This window comes from Colwellia sp. BRX10-3, assembly GCF_014077505.1.
In the GTDB taxonomy this organism is placed as follows: Bacteria; Pseudomonadota; Gammaproteobacteria; order Enterobacterales; family Alteromonadaceae; genus Cognaticolwellia.
The window spans coordinates 1,082,963-1,099,701 of record NZ_JACGWA010000001.1; the positions used below are offsets into that span (position 1 = coordinate 1,082,963).

Annotated in this window: 19 protein-coding genes; 3 read left to right on the forward strand and 16 right to left on the reverse strand. The window is 38.1% G+C overall.

The annotated features are described in order from the left end of the window. Nucleotides 1-108: 108 nt before the first annotated feature. Nucleotides 109-420 carry a TraR/DksA C4-type zinc finger protein gene (locus H4J38_RS04800; protein WP_182129909.1) on the forward strand — a complete coding sequence of 104 codons (312 nt, stop codon included), beginning with the start codon at nt 109-111 and terminating at the stop codon, nt 418-420. A gap of 630 nt (nt 421-1,050) precedes the next feature. Here H4J38_RS04800 and H4J38_RS04805 read toward each other — a convergent pair. The 10 genes from H4J38_RS04805 to nirK form a co-directional block, all read right to left on the reverse strand. After that, on the reverse strand, nt 1,051-2,892 hold the full coding sequence (locus tag H4J38_RS04805; RefSeq protein WP_182129911.1) for a nitric oxide reductase activation protein NorD: 1,842 nt from the start codon (nt 2,890-2,892) through the stop codon (nt 1,051-1,053). A 107-nt stretch (nt 2,893-2,999) separates the two neighbouring features. After that, nucleotides 3,000-3,269, reverse strand: coding sequence for a hypothetical protein (locus H4J38_RS04810; RefSeq protein WP_182129913.1), 270 nt, complete (start codon nt 3,267-3,269; stop codon nt 3,000-3,002). 87 nt (nt 3,270-3,356) lie between these two features. After that, a complete protein-coding gene (locus tag H4J38_RS04815; RefSeq protein WP_182129915.1) occupies nt 3,357-4,751 on the reverse strand; it encodes a cbb3-type cytochrome c oxidase subunit I in 1,395 nt (464 codons plus the stop codon). Between the two features lie 4 nt (nt 4,752-4,755). Next, complete coding sequence (locus H4J38_RS04820) at nt 4,756-5,196, reverse strand: cytochrome c (RefSeq protein WP_182129917.1); 441 nt, start codon at nt 5,194-5,196, stop codon at nt 4,756-4,758. A gap of 545 nt (nt 5,197-5,741) precedes the next feature. Continuing rightward, entirely contained in the window at nt 5,742-5,996 is a 255-nt protein-coding gene (locus tag H4J38_RS17430) for a cytochrome C oxidase subunit IV family protein (RefSeq protein ID WP_182129919.1), read from the reverse strand. Nucleotides 5,997-6,024: 28 nt separating this feature from the next. Next, complete coding sequence (locus H4J38_RS04830; protein ID WP_259365384.1) at nt 6,025-6,612, reverse strand: cytochrome c oxidase subunit 3 family protein; 588 nt, start codon at nt 6,610-6,612, stop codon at nt 6,025-6,027. A 3-nt stretch (nt 6,613-6,615) separates the two neighbouring features. Further along, complete coding sequence (locus H4J38_RS04835; protein ID WP_310733447.1) at nt 6,616-7,446, reverse strand: CbbQ/NirQ/NorQ/GpvN family protein; 831 nt, start codon at nt 7,444-7,446, stop codon at nt 6,616-6,618. Nucleotides 7,447-7,487: 41 nt separating this feature from the next. After that, nucleotides 7,488-8,063 (reverse strand): SCO family protein, encoded by a 576-nt coding sequence (locus tag H4J38_RS04840; protein WP_182129921.1) that lies wholly within the window; start codon nt 8,061-8,063, stop codon nt 7,488-7,490. Next, on the reverse strand, nt 8,060-8,797 hold the full coding sequence (locus H4J38_RS04845) for a formylglycine-generating enzyme family protein (protein ID WP_220465409.1): 738 nt from the start codon (nt 8,795-8,797) through the stop codon (nt 8,060-8,062). Before H4J38_RS04845 ends, H4J38_RS04840 begins: the two co-directional genes overlap by 4 nt. A 63-nt stretch (nt 8,798-8,860) precedes the next feature. Further along, nucleotides 8,861-9,955, reverse strand: a complete 1,095-nt coding sequence (gene nirK, locus H4J38_RS04850; protein WP_182129925.1) for a copper-containing nitrite reductase — start codon at nt 9,953-9,955, stop codon at nt 8,861-8,863. Between the two features lie 351 nt (nt 9,956-10,306). Here nirK and H4J38_RS04855 point away from each other — a divergent pair, with 351 nt between their 5' ends. Next, nucleotides 10,307-10,924, forward strand: a complete 618-nt coding sequence (locus H4J38_RS04855) for a cytochrome c oxidase subunit 3 family protein (RefSeq protein WP_182129927.1) — start codon at nt 10,307-10,309, stop codon at nt 10,922-10,924. A gap of 8 nt (nt 10,925-10,932) precedes the next feature. Continuing rightward, complete coding sequence (locus tag H4J38_RS04860; protein ID WP_182129929.1) at nt 10,933-11,187, forward strand: cytochrome C oxidase subunit IV family protein; 255 nt, start codon at nt 10,933-10,935, stop codon at nt 11,185-11,187. A gap of 152 nt (nt 11,188-11,339) precedes the next feature. Here H4J38_RS04860 and H4J38_RS04865 read toward each other — a convergent pair whose 3' ends face one another. Genes H4J38_RS04865 through atpF form a run of 6 tightly spaced genes read right to left on the reverse strand, consistent with a single transcriptional unit; the run spans nt 11,340 to nt 16,723 of the window. Continuing rightward, complete coding sequence (locus tag H4J38_RS04865) at nt 11,340-11,759, reverse strand: F0F1 ATP synthase subunit epsilon (protein WP_182129931.1); 420 nt, start codon at nt 11,757-11,759, stop codon at nt 11,340-11,342. Between the two features lie 57 nt (nt 11,760-11,816). Then, nucleotides 11,817-13,202 (reverse strand): F0F1 ATP synthase subunit beta, encoded by a 1,386-nt coding sequence (gene atpD / locus H4J38_RS04870; protein ID WP_182129933.1) that lies wholly within the window; start codon nt 13,200-13,202, stop codon nt 11,817-11,819. Nucleotides 13,203-13,259: 57 nt separating this feature from the next. Beyond that, nucleotides 13,260-14,120: a F0F1 ATP synthase subunit gamma gene (gene atpG / locus H4J38_RS04875; RefSeq protein ID WP_182129935.1), complete on the reverse strand. Its 861-nt coding sequence runs from the start codon at nt 14,118-14,120 to the stop codon at nt 13,260-13,262. 29 nt (nt 14,121-14,149) lie between these two features. Beyond that, nucleotides 14,150-15,691, reverse strand: a complete 1,542-nt coding sequence (gene atpA / locus H4J38_RS04880; protein WP_182129937.1) for a F0F1 ATP synthase subunit alpha — start codon at nt 15,689-15,691, stop codon at nt 14,150-14,152. Nucleotides 15,692-15,704: 13 nt separating this feature from the next. Next, nucleotides 15,705-16,238, reverse strand: coding sequence for a F0F1 ATP synthase subunit delta (gene atpH / locus H4J38_RS04885; protein ID WP_182129939.1), 534 nt, complete (start codon nt 16,236-16,238; stop codon nt 15,705-15,707). 14 nt (nt 16,239-16,252) lie between these two features. Further along, nucleotides 16,253-16,723: a F0F1 ATP synthase subunit B gene (gene atpF / locus H4J38_RS04890; RefSeq protein ID WP_182129941.1), complete on the reverse strand. Its 471-nt coding sequence runs from the start codon at nt 16,721-16,723 to the stop codon at nt 16,253-16,255. Between the last annotated feature and the right edge of the window lie 16 nt (nt 16,724-16,739).

Genomic DNA, 16,739 nt, shown 5'->3' on the forward strand with positions numbered 1-16,739 from the left:
GTTTAGGTAGTGAGAAAATAAGCAAAACTTGAAAAAATTATTGCGCTAGATCAAAACATTTATCAATTAAAGGCATAGAATCGTTATATTACTTAAGGAGTGATGCTAATGAACAAAGAAAATCTAAACAATTTATTTAATAAAAGAATTGAACTACAACAACGTATCAGTGCTGTCGAAGATGATTTTAGAAAAGGTCGCTCTCAAGACTTTTCAGAACAAACTAGTGAAAATGAAAATAATGAAGTGCTTAATGAGATTTATCATCAGGCAAAGCTTGAGCTTACGCTTGTCGAACAAGCAATAACGCGTAATGAAAATAGTGAATACGGTTTTTGTAGCCAATGTAATCAAGCGATAAACCCCGATCGCTTACGCATATTACCTTATATCGATACTTGTAGTAATTGTGCTAAATAGCTGTCATCTTAATGAGATAAAAATACGATTTACACCATGAGTTTTCAGCGTTTGAGCAGGAAATTTGTCACTTAAAAATCGTTTATTTAAAGCTTATAATAAATGAGCTGTGACCGTCCGGTAAAGTGAATTTAAATTTGCCAAATGTAGGCCAGTATCTGAGTTATATTTTTTATATCATACCTTTTGTATAAGACCTTATTTATGCGAATAAAACACTAAAATACAGGTAAAAACGGCTTCGAATCTTATGGTCTACCGTGAACTAAAGCTATTAACACTTCTTATATTAAAATACGACCAACTTGTACTTCATTTGCACTGTCCAATAAATCAAATAAGCTGTATTGCCCTAGGTAAATAAAAAATCTTCGCTTCGTTTCGGTAAAAATCTATTTTAATTTAAATCATAATTTTACCATTTTTATTAACATTACCGAGGTAAATAATACATCATGAAAATACAAAATATAAATACCATCCAAAACCATTTTTTGAAAAATATTCTGCGACTGTTAGCGCCTTCAGGTGGTTTTTTTGACACCGGCATTCCACAATTTATACAAGACTGTTCCGTAGTCTTATTTTCTGTTTGGCAATACAGACATTTTACCTTTTCTACAGACATGATTAATGGCTCGTCAATTGATGATATAGTTGCGGTAAGCGCATGGGCAGCTGAGATGGACGCAATATAACCGTGTAACCGTCGCTGCCAAATAAATAAGGAAGATACTCCTCAGCTTCCTGATCTATGGTAATACAGAATGGTTTTATGCCTAAATTAACAGCTTCAATAATCGCTTGATGAGTGTCTTCAATACCAAAACGGCCTTCATAATGATCAATATCATTTGGCTTACCGTCCGTTAAGATAAGTAGTAATTTTTGGCTATTTTTTTGCTCTGACAACACCTTAGTTGCCTGTCTAATGGCAGCACCCATTCGCGTATAAAATCCCGGACGAAGGGACTGAATACGTCCCCTCACATGATCGGTATATGGTTCATTGAAATTCTTCAACATAGTAAAGCGCACATTGGTGCGCTTTACTGACGAAAACCCGTACATGGCAAAATTATCGCCCACGCTATTTAATGCTTCACCAAACAACATCATACTGTCTTGAACAACATCTATCACACGATTGTTACTATCTAGATATGAGTCTGTAGACATAGAAAGGTCCGCCAATAATAAGGTGGAAATATCACGATTATTACCCCGGAAACTTTTAAATAGGCCTTTTTCTTGCGTGGGCGATATCTTACTTTCCACATGAAAGTCCAGCCATGCAGCTAAGTCAATTTCTTCACCTTGAGGTTGTGATTTAAGCCAATACTTTGCACTTCGCAGCTGTTCGAACTGTGCTTGAATAACTTTCGCCGTTTTTTGTAATTTCAGCGGCAACTTTTTAGCAGAGCTGTCTTTAGGCAGCATAGGCTGTAAGATACAACGGTCTGCCTCTAACAACTGTTTTTTATAGTGCCATTCAGGTAGTTTAATGCCTTCCCCAATGGGAATATCGTCTTCAGATGCTGAAGGTAAATCTAAATCTATTTTTACCCGTGCACTTTTTTGCTCTTGCTGTTGTGACAAAGTAATAGTATCTAAATCTTCAATGACTCGTTGATTTTCTTCATCATCCTCATCGGTATCATCACTGCCGCGATCTAATTTAATAAACTCACTCCATGAGAACATACTTTCCAGCCGAAAGATCATCATGCCGTCTTTACCATCGCCCGTATCAACACGTTCCGCTTTTTTGCGACTACTTTGACTTTTCTTGGTCTTATTCTTGCTTTTTTGGCTATCTGTTTCTTCAAAGTCGCCATATTCAGGGAGTAATTGAGGATCTAGATGTGCAGACGGATATAGCCATAAATATACGGCTTGCGGAGCATAATTCACTGCAGGAAACTCATTAACAGTCCCAGGCGATAAAATTGCTTGGCAAATAGCTTTTTCCATTAATTGTTCATTTACAGGCCGTTTGGTTTGATCAACCCTAGTTTCAATAAATGCTGTGGCAAGCTTTTTATATCTAGGCCTTAAGGATGGGTGTTTTTTCAGTACATCAACAACTATTTGTTGATTATCTATCGCCCAGTGTCTGAACGAACCTTGATGATGAGCAGCTAATATTGCCAACCAAATATATAAATCGCGATTAAGTTCAATAGATGGAAATACCGCAAGACTTTCAGGTAAACGTAAGCTTTCTTCATCTTGCCATGCCAAACTTATTGGGGTGTTGTCTGCTGCAATTTTTTGCAAAAAAGATTTTCGGATCAAGTAATCACGGACACTGGCTGACTCCATGCGTTTTGCTGCATCACCACCAAGGGCTCGATAAACAATACCCACCGATTTACTTATGTCAGTAAAATCAACTTTTGCCTCTTCAAAGTTTCTACTGGCTTTACGTATAATGTACTTGTGCCAGATCCCACCAATCCACTCTTCCATTTTTAATGACTAATTTTAAGTTGCATACATAAAGACGATTAAACGCTAATGATTAATATTGACATGCCAATAATCCAAGCGACTATAGTTTTGTAATTTCAGTTAAACTACTTAGTTTTGTTATTTTTGTTAATTCGTAAATCGGGTAAGTTAGTATTGGCGATAGCATTTAATACTATGCCCAAGGTAAAACAGAAAAAAGCCACTGCTCCCATGCTAGCTTTCAATACTTTTTCATCTTCGCTATTTATTGTCAGAAGATATATCGCACTTACCACACCTAAAAATATCGAAATAATACTAATTACTTTCGCTATTTTTTGTAATAGCCGCTTGGGACCTTCTTTTCTTGGCATTATTTCATTGTCTGAATCCAATATTTTTTATCCTTTTATTCGTTAAATAAAAGCCGAGATATCACTATCACGGCTTTATTGGGGCTTTTTTAACTGAATTAAATTTAACTAGGTTTGTGCTTCAACTTTTTCTTTAATGAAAAAACTCCTAAAATACGCTATTAATCCTATAAAGAAGAATACACCAGCGATTTCACGTAACCAGTAGAAAATTGATAGTTTATCTTGTGTTGCCATAAAGCTCAGTGCTTCACCTGATTCTGGTAAACGCTGCAGCCAAACTTGTAGTATGCCAGCCCCGGTCAAGAATAAGGTGATAAAGACCATAGCCACCGTCATTAACCAAAAGCCCCACATTTCCCATACTTGAGCGCGGTTACAGTTAGCTTCGCCAATACCACGAATTTTAGGCATACAATATGAAATCATTGTCATTACAATCATGGCATAAGCACCATAGAACGCCATATGCCCATGAGCCGCCGTAATTTGAGTACCATGTGTATAGTAATTCACTGGCGCTAAAGTATGTAAAAACCCCCAAACACCCGCGCCTAAAAATGCCATAACCGACGTGCCTAATGCCCACAATGTCGCGGCTTTATTAGGATGTTCACGGCGACGACGGTTGACCATATTAAACGCGTATAACACCATCGCAAAGAAAGGCAGTGGTTCTAAAGCTGAGAATATTGAACCTACCCATTGCCAGTATACCGGTGTAGTTAACCAGTAAAAATGATGACCCGTGCCTAAGATACCGGTAATTAACGCCATAGCAATAATGACATATAACCATTTCTCTATTACTTCACGGTCAACGCCGGTAATTTTAATTAATACATAAGCTAGAATTGCGCCCATGATCAATTCCCAAACACCTTCTACCCATAAATGTACAACAAACCACCAAAAATATTTATCTAACGCTAAATTTGTTGGGTTGTAAAAAGCGAATAAAAAGAATACAGCAAGACCGATTAATCCCGTTATTAATACTAAGTTAATAACTGTTTTACGACCTTTAAGGATGGTCATACCTAAGTTAAATAGAAAACCTAAACAAACCAAAACAATCCCTATTTTTGTGATTGTTGGTTGTTCTAAAAACTCTCGCCCCATGGTAGGTAAAATGTCATTACCCGTAATATGGGCCAATGTAGAATATGGAACAAATAAATAACCTAAAATGGTTAATGTACCCGCTGCAGCAAAAACCCAAAATAGTACGATGGCTAATTTAGGGCTATAAAGCTCGGTTTCGGCTTCTTCGGGCACCAAGTAATATGCAGCCCCCATAAAGCCAAACAATAACCATACAATAAGTAGGTTAGTGTGGACCATACGAGCAACATTGAATGGTATAGGGCCAGCTAAAAAATCACCAACAACATACTGTAAGCCCATTAATAAGCCAAATAGAATTTGACCTGCGAAAAGAATCATTGCGAAAACGAAATAGGGTTTTGCGACCGCTTGTGATTGATATTTTAATGTATTCATTGCACTACCCTTCAATGTTTGGTGGCCAAGCATTAGTATCCATTTCTGAAGTCCACTTCAAAAACTCAGCTAAATCATCAATTTCTTCATCGTTAAGATGAAAGTTAGGCATTTGACGACGACCTGGGATATTTAAAGGCTGAGCCTTCATCCAGCCATTAAAAAAACCTTTAAAGCCTGCATCTCCGCCACGACGTTGGTATACATTACCAAGCTCTGGGGCAAAATAAGCTCCTTCACCAATTAATGAATGACAACCAATGCAGTTATTTTCTTCCCAAAGTGCTTTTCCTCGCGCGACTGCCTCTGTCAAGTTTTCACGGTGATCCCTTTCGGGCATGACTTTGGTTGTATGAAAGGTTAATGCTAAAAATATCAGGAAGAAGAAAACACTTCCGCCATAATAAATATTTCGAGCCATCCCTTTGGTAAAACTCTCAGACATAATGTTTTCCCTTATTAAGAAATAAAAATTGGCTGTGATGTATCATACTTACTTAACCAAATTTCAATAGAGAGCTAGCTGTTACTTGTTTAAGTCGCAATATAATATAGCCTTGCGAAATTAATATATTGTTTCAGATCAAAAGAAAGGGACTTTCCTCGCCATTGCTCTTGCAATATTTAACATTCCAATCATTACAAACGCAGTATGTACTGATATACAATAGAGAATCATCGCAAGTAGATATGCTTCATATTGTTTTGCTGTAAAAATAATGATTAAAGGAATTATTATGACTAATAAACCCGCTAGAAGTGATAATTGTGTGGCACGATATAGGTGTATTCGTTGCCAACCAAGTTTCTTACTATTTTTGTAAAAGAACCAAAGTAAGATAATAAAAGCAAGGCCCGGTAATAGCAGTAAATTCATTAAATATAGTGACTGATAAAAAATGGCAGATCGCTGATGCAACTTGTGCTTATTCACTATTAAATCTCCTTATTAACAAATATCTATCTATTTGTTTAGCCGAAAGTTTCTGACTAAATAATATAAATTAAAAAGATAATACCCGGGGTAAAAAATATATAACTCAATAATATAAAACGCCACTTACGAGGTGCATGTTTAAGCTCCATAAAGTTATCTATAATTTGCTGGGCTTTTAGAAAAACAATAAACAACGCGATAAAAGTAAGTAACCTAGGTTCATCAATCACACTTGATATGCGTATAGATACAAGTGTTAAACTTATTAGTAACAACCAACTTAAGGTGATTTTTTTTATTGTAATCATGGTTTTTCTTAAAATTGCTTAACGTAAATTAAAGAATATAGATTAAGGGAAATAAAATAATCCAGACCAAATCAACCATATGCCAATAACTTGCTCCAGCTTCAAACCCCGTAATAGACTCTTTATAGCCACCTTTTTTAACGTTAACAGCAATACATATCAGTATAACGATACCCAATATTACGTGCAGAAAATGAAACCCGGTAATAAGAAAATACAAAGTAAAAAATGTATTGGTTTCAATATCAATCCCCATAACAAACAACTGGTTATATTCCCATAGCTTAGTGGCCATATACACGCATGCGGCTACTATACTTAATATCAGTAAGTATACTGTCAGCTGATTTTTCCCTAAAGAAACAAATTTCAAAGACAAAACAACCAAAAAGCTACTGGTGATCAATGCTAGTGTGTTGATCAAGCCGGCAACCGTATGAAGCATACTCTTACCTGCGTGAAACATTTCACCATTGAATTGTTCAGTAACGGCAAAAGCGATAAAAAACAGTGAAAATACAGTCAGCTCAGCCAAAATAAAAAACCACATGGCTAAGTCGCCAGGCAGTCTTTTATTGATACTTTTAGGGCTAACCACCAACGATAAGTTAGACATTAATCATTCATCAAAATATATTTTTGCAACATCCATTAATGCTTTAACCGTATCAGGATCATCAGATAATGGCTCTGCTAAACAACAACGACATACATCAATCGGATTCATGCCACTTGTCATCATTTTTGCCGCATAAATAAGTAAACGTGTTGATACCACCTCATCTAAATCATTTTTTTCTAATCGACGTAAAGATTGCGCTAATTCAATCAACTTAAAGGCTAAGTGAGGGTCGACCCCAGCTTCTTTTATTAAAATTTCTTGTTCTAACTCCGCTGTTGGGTAGCCAAACCTTAATGCAACAAAACGCTGACGGGTACTTGGTTTCATTCCTTTTAATAAATTTTGATAACCTGGATTGTACGAAACGACTAACATAAATCCTGGTGCCGCCTCAATAATTTCGCCTGTTCGCTCTAAAGGTAGCACTCTGCGGTCATCTGCTAATGGGTGCAAAACAACCGTGGTGTCTTTACGAGCTTCAACGACTTCATCTAAATAGCATATACCACCTTCTCTAACCGCTTTTGTCAGCGGGCCATCTTGCCAATAAGTACCCTCAGGCCCAATTAAGTGCCGACCAACAAGATCTGCTGCTGTTAAATCATCATGGCAAGCCACTGTATATAAGGGTTTATTTAACTTTTCAGCCATATGAGCAACAAAACGTGTTTTACCACACCCTGTAGGCCCCTTAATAAGTACAGGTAGTTTATGCTCAAAAGCGTATTCAAATAGTGAAGTTTCATTCGATTGCTCTTGATAAAACAGCGGTAATTTTGTGCGTTGAGTATTTATATTATTATCCTCTGTATACTTTTTTTGCGAAATTAAAAGCGATTCACTGACATTTGACTAAACGAGAGTATGAATTACTTTTTATTTAAATTAATAGCGATCAATGCCGCCATTTCATCTATTGGGGTGGTGTCAGAAAAGTGGGTAACATATTTACTCTGCGCATCCATCAAATAAATAACGGCACTATGGTCGTAGGTGTAGTTTTCTGAATTAGGGTCTGTTGATTTACTAAAATATGCTCTATAGGCGCGAGCAACATTTTCAAGCTGAAGCTCTGTTCCTGTTAGCCCGACGATACTAGGGTGAAAGTTTTGCAGATAAGTCTGCAACCTCTGTGGCGAATCTCGCTCAGGATCCACGCTAATAAATATAGGCGTTATTTTCAACTCAAAGTTATCAATCTTTTGAAGCGCAGCAATCATTCTTTGTAAACCTAAAGGGCAAACATTCGGGCAATGGGTAAAACCAAAAAACACTAATGAATATTTCCCTAGATAGTTTTTTTCAGTGACCGCATTGCCGCGATGATCTATTAGATTAAAATTGCCACCGATAAGCGATCCGCCAGTAGTTTCAGTTCCATCGAAAACGACAGCTACAGCAGACATTGAATATACGAAACACAGGATTAAACAAATTGACTTCATTTTTTCTCTTCCAGTACCAGCCTAAAACCTAAATTTGCAGCTGGCTGTAACGTTGCACACCCGCCATTGTAGGTATCATTAATAAAATCAGGAATATGTGCTCTGTTTTCACCTTGCACTATTCTTGTTGTACACGCATCAGGAGAATTTATCGCCGCTACAGTCTGAGGTTTTAATTTATTCGCTTTTGATGCATACCAACAAGTTAATGTCCATTCCCAGACATTACCTTGAAAGTCAGCAAGGCCCCAATAATTTTCCTTAAATGAACCTAATGGCATAGTCTTTTTAGAAATTCTACGTATTTTTTCTAGCGATGAGTAATCATATAGAATTTCTAAATTACGATGATCTTTACCCATATATGCCGCATAAACCCACTCTTCTTCTGTAGGCAGCCGATAAGCTTTTCCGGTATATGATGAATACCATTTAGAAAATTGATAAGCATCATGCCAATTAACTCTAACAACAGGCGAATCAAGTGTTTCTCCCGCGCGGATTGTTGCAGGCCTATTGCAGCCTTTCAATGTGAAACATAGGTTCCAAAGACTGTTGCTGACTTCGAATTTACCAATATAAACTGCTGACTCAAATACGACTTCCTTTTCATAATATCCTAGTTTGAAAAAGTTATTATCTGGAATGTACAAGGTATAGCGCCCTTTAGGCACTTTAATAGTTTGATAGAGCATTGGTGCAGCGCTTTTATCTGCTAACGTGGCGTTAGACACGGATGTGTGTAACGCCATAAATAGCGCGATTAAAAAAGTAATTGCTTTTTTAAAGCCCATCGGCTATTTCTGAATCGGACGAGGTTTTACTAATTGCTCCATCAGATCATTATCCCATTCACCTTGCACTTTAAAGTGAGCAGTAGCGCCTTTTAATACCGCTTCAATTAAATTATGGTTCACATAGGCATAGGTGCCTGGCTGCTTGAATGTATAGAGTGCTGCTCCAGCGCTGCCGCCTGCAATAAACCAAGTTTCTAAATCTAGTTGTGGTGGATTATTAAATGATCCTCTCTCCCATACATAATCGCCATGGCCGCCAATTAAATGAGGTCTAGTATCATAATTAGCTTGAGAGTGAACGATAAGCACGGTCTCGCCTACGTTTGCCTTCATCGCATTTTCACCTGTCAGTGCGCCAACCTTACCGTTGAAGACAATGTGTGTTGGGATTAAGCCTTTCATCACTTCTAATTCATCTGCCATGCCAGCCGCTGGTGAAGAATATTTTTTGTATTGACCGTTTTCATCTTGTGGGATGTAGAAGTCTTGTTCTCCAACATAATATGAACGGTCATAAGTTAATTTTTTGCCTTTACCGTCAGATAAGCCTTCTTTTGGTAATACCATAATGGCACCATTCATGCCGTGCACCACATGCCAAGGGATCATAATGCCACCAGGAGCACAGTGATACACAAAGACACCAGGTTTTGTCGCTTTAAACCTAAGTACAACTTCTTCACCTGGGGCTACGTCCGTTAATGCTCCGCCACCTAACGCACCAGTTGCCGCATGAAAGTCAATATTGTGTGGCATAGAACTACTTGTTGCATTAACTAGGGTAAGCTCTATGTAGTCGTCTTGGTGGGCTACAATCATGGGACCTGGCATACTGCCATTATAGGTAAATGCCCAGATCTCAGTCCCTTGGTCATCGATAACCATTTTCTTTTCTTCCACGACCATACGAACTTGAACAACTTTCTGTCCTTTTGACACTTGATCATGCTCTGGTAACATCGGTGGGTTAACTAATTTTTGCGTCACTCGAGGTAATTTACTGATATCTGTTTGTGCTTTTGCTTGCGTAGAAATTGAAAGACCAATCAAACAGCCAACAATCAATAGCGATGTACTTATATTTTTAATATTCATGTTTATTTAACCTTTTTTTCTTTAAAAGCGCCTAATGTTAGGAGGTTAATTAAAGTATCCAATAGAAAATAAATAACGCTTACTTTCATTTGAAGTATTAATTGCCGCTACTTTTAGTCAATGATAGTTCCACTAAACATAATATACATGCAGTTAATATTAGTAATATTGATGTGTATCAAACAACAGCATCAAAGAAGTAGTAGAGTCTATTATTAATAGTTAAACAAACCTTCTTCATTTAATGCTTTATATTTTTTTGCTATAAATGATGTAAAAAAAACGCTTAATAAGCAGTCATTATGTGGTTGTTATACTTCTAACCCTAGCGCACGATACCTAACCAATAATATGAAAAATCAACACTTAACTAGTTCTCTTAATATTTTTCCAAAGTCTTGGAGTGAAGAAAGCGCAGGACGAGTGCCAGGCAATATCCCAATTTGGGTGGGCATACTGTCAGAGCTCACTGAGTTTGGGATTTTTTTCGTTGCATATTTTATTGCAAAATTTTATTACCCTAATGAATTTATTTCAGGACAACAAAGTCTCAACACTGCTTTAGGGGTGACAAATACCGTCATATTATTATTTAGTAGTTATTTTATGGCCAAGGCCATGTGCTTTATTCGTGTTGATAATAAAGCAAAATGCGAACGCTATTTGTGGCTTGCTTTAAGTTGTGGATGTTTGTATTTATTGATAAAAACATGGGAATTCCATTGGAACGACCTGCAAGGATTTACTAGTAATACCAGTGAATTTTTTACTGTTTACTACTATATGACATTTAATCACTTTTTACATGTTGGATGGGCATCTTGCGCGATTTTATGGGTAATATATCGATTAAGAAACGGCGCATATTGTGCTAAAGAAAATTCAGGACTAGAAGCATTAGCCGTCTATTGGCACATGATAGATTTAATGTGGATACTCATTTTTCCATTATTATACGTACTCAGATAGGACAATTAATGAAAGTTTTTGGAAAACTCGAAATTTATTTAACTGCGCTGATTGCTATCACACTATTTAATACTTTTTTGGGTGAACAATTTGCATCAACCACTTTAGTCAATTGCCTAATTGCCCTTACGGTAACGTACAAAGGTTTTACTGTTATCGATCATTTTATGGAACTAAAGCAAGCAAATAAAAATTTACGATTTTTAATGCGGCTCTATTTTATTACCTTCCCGTCACTTATTATTATTAGCGCCTTTTACTAGCCTACGGATTATTGTTATTTCCAAAAGTGTCCCGAAAATCCAGTAGGTGTTGAACAAAAAGTGATTGAATATTTTAAAAATTAAGCACAATAAAAAAGCGACTGTTACCGAAGTAAAAGTCGCTTTTTTTGATCACTAAAACTTAGTGTTAGCTAGTTTTTGCTTGAAGCCTGTATGACACGTAATTGTGCGACAGCGCGAGCTAATTCAGAAGCAGCTTCAGCATAATCGACGTCACCGCCATGATCATTTAAGTGCTTCTCTGCTCGCTCTTTTGCTTCTAGTGCTTTTTGTTCATCCAAATCAGCAACACGTATAGCAACATCGGCTAAAACGGTCACATTGTTTGGTTGTACTTCGAGCATACCGCCAGAAAGATAGATAATTTCTTCTACGCCATCTTGCTTAACGATTCTTGCCATACCAGGTTTTAGTGAGGTCAGTAAAGGAGCATGCCCTGGCATAATGCCTAGTTCACCTTCACTACCTGTTATCTGTAATGATTCAATGCTACCAGAGAATAATTCCTCTTCTGCACTTACAACATTAAGATTTACAGTTGGTATTGCCATTTTGACCTCCTAATTGGTGACTAATCTACTTATTCAGTAAATAGTCACCAGCCGTCATTACATGTTTTTCGCTTTTTCAGCTGCTTCTTCAATAGAACCAACCATGTAGAAAGCTTGCTCAGGTAAATCATCATATTCACCTGCAAGTAATCCTTTAAAGCCACTGATAGTGTCTTTAAGTGAAACGTACTTACCAGGAGAACCTGTGAATACTTCAGCAACGAAGAACGGTTGAGATAAGAAACGTTGAATCTTACGTGCACGATTCACCGATAATTTATCTTCTTCAGACAACTCATCCATACCAAGTATGGCGATAATGTCTTTAAGTTCTTTGTAACGTTGTAATGTCGATTGAACACCACGGGCAGTTTCATAATGCTCGACACCGACCACTAATGGATCAAGTTGACGAGAAGTAGAATCTAGTGGGTCAATGGCAGGGTAAATACCTTGCGAAGCGATATCACGACTCAATACAACTGTTGCATCTAAGTGAGCAAAAGTAGTAGCTGGAGAAGGATCGGTCAAATCATCTGCTGGTACGTATACCGCTTGGATTGAAGTGATTGAACCTTTCTTCGTTGAAGTAATACGTTCTTGAAGTACACCCATTTCTTCAGCAAGTGTTGGTTGATAACCAACTGCTGATGGCATACGACCAAGAAGTGCAGATACTTCAGTACCAGCTAAGGTGTAACGGTAAATATTATCAACAAAGAATAATACGTCACGACCTTCATCACGGAATTTTTCAGCCATTGTCAAACCAGTAAAGGCAACACGTAAACGGTTTCCTGGAGGCTCGTTCATTTGACCGTAAACAAGTGATACTTTATCAAGTACATTTGAATCGTTCATTTCATGGTAGAAATCGTTACCTTCACGAGTACGCTCACCTACACCAGCAAATACTGAGTAGCCGCTATGCTCGATCGCGATGTTACGAATAAGTTCCATCATGTTAACGGTTTTACCAACACCAGCACCACCGAATAAACCAACTTTACCACCCTTAGCAAATGGGCAAACTAAATCGATTACTTTGATACCAGTTTCAAGTAATTCATTAGACATCGCTTGGTCAGCATATGCTGGCGCTTCGCGGTGAATTGACCACTTTTCTTCTTCGCCGATTGGGCCAGCTTCATCGATAGGCTCACCCAATACGTTCATAATGCGACCCAATGTACATGTACCTACTGGTACTTGGATGTTATTACCTGTGTTTTCTACGTTCAGACCACGACGCAAACCGTCTGATGAACCCATAGCGATAGTACGAACTACACCACCACCTAATTGCTGTTGTACTTCTAGTACTAAGCCTGAAAGGTCACCTTCAGTTACATTTAATGCGTCATATACCTGAGGTACAGCATCTTGTGGAAATTCTACATCCACAACTGCGCCAATGATTTGGACGACTTTACCTGTACTCATGTTTAATCCTCTAATCTTGTGCTCTTATTTACTAAAAAATAAACAAAGAACCTTTGCTTATACCGCTGCTGCACCAGCACAAATTTCACCCAATTCTTGAGTAATACTTGCTTGACGCGCTTTGTTGTATACCAATTGTAAATCATCAATTAAGTCACCCGCGTTATCAGTTGCAGATTTCATTGCAACCATACGAGCGGCTTGTTCACATGCGAGGTTTTCAACCACACCTTGATATACTTGAGATTCCGTATAACGAACTAACAAATGTTCAAGTATTGCTTGAGCATCAGGTTCGTAAATGTAATCCCAGCGATGCTTAATAGCGTCATCATCTGACTTAGGCAAAGGTAAAAGTTGATCGATTGTCGGTTTTTGCGTCATGGTATTAACAAATTTGTTATATACAATGAACAATCTGTCAATCTCACCATTATCATAGGCATCTAACATCACCTTTACACTACCAACTAAGTCAGTAAGTGAAGGGTTGTCACCTAATCCCGAAATTTGTGAAACGACTTTGGCACCCATATTGTTGAAAAAAGACGTAGCTTTAGAACCCACTACGGCAAATTCAACTTCGGCGCCTGCTGTTTGCTGTTTACCAGCATCAGCAAGTACTTTTTTAAACAAATTAATGTTTAAACCACCACACAAACCACGGTCTGTTGAGACTACGATATAACCTACGCGCTTAGCTTCACGTTCTTCCATATAAGGATGACGATATTCTAAATTACCGAGCGCGATGTGACCGATCACATTTCGCATATTTTCAGCGTATGGACGAGAAGCAGCCATGCTATCTTGCGCTTTGCGCATTTTGCTTGCTGCAACCATTTCCATCGCACTGGTGATCTTCTGTGTATTTTTTACACTTCCGATCTTCGATTTTATCTCTTTACCACCGGCCATGACTATTCTCCCCGAAAAGGTTAACTAAATTACCAAGTTTGGGTAGCTTTGAAAGCTTCAATCGCTTTCGCTAAACCAGACTCGATATCTTTGTTATAGTCGCCTTTTTCATTGATAGTAGCCATCAACTCAGCGTGATCATTGTTTACGTATGAACGTAATGCATCTTCAAAATCAACAACTTTGTTGATTGCGATATCATTTAAAAAGCCTTTTTCTGCGGCAAATAAAGATACAGCTGTTTCAGCAATTGACAATGGGCTGTATTGCTTTTGCTTCATCAATTCAGTAACACGTTGACCATGCTCTAATTGAGCACGTGTAGCGTCATCTAAATCTGAGGCAAATTGAGCAAACGCTGCTAATTCGGCATATTGTGCTAATGCTAAACGTATACCACCACCTAACTTCTTGATGATTTTAGTTTGAGCAGCACCACCAACACGAGATACAGAAATACCGGCGTTAACAGCAGGACGAATACCTGAGTTAAATAGGCTAGATTCTAAGAAAATCTGACCATCGGTAATTGAGATTACGTTAGTTGGTACGAATGCAGATACATCACCCGCTTGCGTTTCAATGATAGGTAATGCTGTTAAAGAACCTGTTTTTCCTTTAACTGCGCCTTTCGTGAAACGTTCAACGTATGCTTCGTTTACACGAGCAGCACGTTCAAGTAAACGACTGTGAAGATAGAAAACGTCACCTGGGTAAGCTTCACGACCTGGCGGGCGACGTAAAAGTAATGAAATTTGACGGTAAGCAACTGCTTGCTTTGACAAATCATCATATACGATTAGTGCATCTTCACCACGATCTCGGAAGTATTCACCCATAGTACAGCCAGAATATGCTGACAAGTACTGTAGTGCGGCTGCTTCAGAAGCACCAGCAACAACAACGATAGTATTATCTAACGCGCCGTGCTCTTCTAATGAGCGAACTAAGTTAGCAACAGTAGAGGCTTTTTGGCCAATAGCTACATATACACACTTAATACCGGTGTTTTTCTGATTGATGATTGCATCTAATGCGATTGCAGATTTACCAATTTGACGGTCACCAATGATAAGTTCACGTTGGCCACGCCCAATTGGAATCATTGCATCGATTGATTTAATACCTGTTTGTACAGGTTCATCAACAGATTTACGATCGATTACACCCGGAGCTACCATTTCAACTGGAGAGAAACCATCGTTTTCGATAGGTCCTTTACCGTCGATTGGTTCACCAAGGGTATTGACAACGCGGCCTAATAAGCCACGTCCTACTGGTACTTCTAAAATACGACCAGTACATTTTACTTTAACGCCTTCAGCTAGATCCGCATAAGGACCCATAACTACCGCACCGACCGAATCACGGTCAAGGTTTAAAGCGATAGCAAAGCGATTGCCAGGAAGTTCAATCATCTCACCTTGCATAACATCTGCAAGACCATGAATACGAATGATACCGTCAGTTACAGAAACGATAGTACCTTCATTACGAGCTTCACTAACTACGTCAAACTGTTCAATACGACTCTTGATCAGTTCAGCGATTTCAGTGGAATTCAGTTGCATACTCTGTTCCCCGTTAGGATTGCATTGTTGTTGCTAAGCGGCTCAATTTACCTCGTACTGAACCATCTATTACCATGTCACCAGCTTTTATTACTAAGCCAGAGACTACGTTTGCATCAATATTACAATTAAGTTTTACTTTTCGAGCCAAACGCTTTTCAAGCGCAGCGCATAATGTAGTTTCTTGTTCTGCCGTTAATTCAACAGCAGACGTTACATCCACAGAAATTATTTTCTCATGTTCCGCTTTTAGTTCGCGAAACTGAGTAACAACTTGTGGTAGCACCAATAAACGTTGATTTTCAGCCATAACTTTAATTAAGTTTTGGCCATTACTATCAAGTTGAACATCACAGACTTTCAAAAAAATGTCTTGTGATTGTTCTACTGACGCGCCACCAGAAAGATAATCTTTAATGGTGGTGTCGTTAGCAACTTCTGCAGCGAATACTAGCATTTCTAACCAGTTTTCTACTGCATTTGCTTCGATAGCAAAATCAAACGCCGCTTTAGCGTAGGGACGAGCGATGGTTGTCAATTCAGACATAAGCTCATTTCCCTCTAAAGTTCAGCTACAAGTTTATCTAAAATGTCGCTATGTGCAGCGGCATCAATTGAACGTTCAAGAATTTTCTCTGCACCAGCAACTGCTAATATAGCAACTTGTTGACGTAGTTCTTCTTTCACTTGGTTACGTTCAGTATCAATTTCTGCATGACCTGAAGCTAAGATTTTAACTTTCTCAGCTTGTGCTTTAACTGCAGCTTCTTCAATTATTTGAGCTTCACGCTTTTTAGCAGCTTCGATAATACCAGCTGCTTGCGCTTTAGCGTCTTTTAATTGTGCTGTAGCTTTTCCTTGAGCAAGCTCAAGTTCTTTAGCGGCACGGTCAGAAGCAGCAAGTCCGTCAGCAATAACTGCTTGGCGAGCTTCGATGGCACCAATAATTGGTGGCCATACATACTTCATACAAAAAATTACGAATACGATAAATGCGATTAATTCACCAACTAAGGTCATATTAAGATTCATTTATGTATCTCCTATT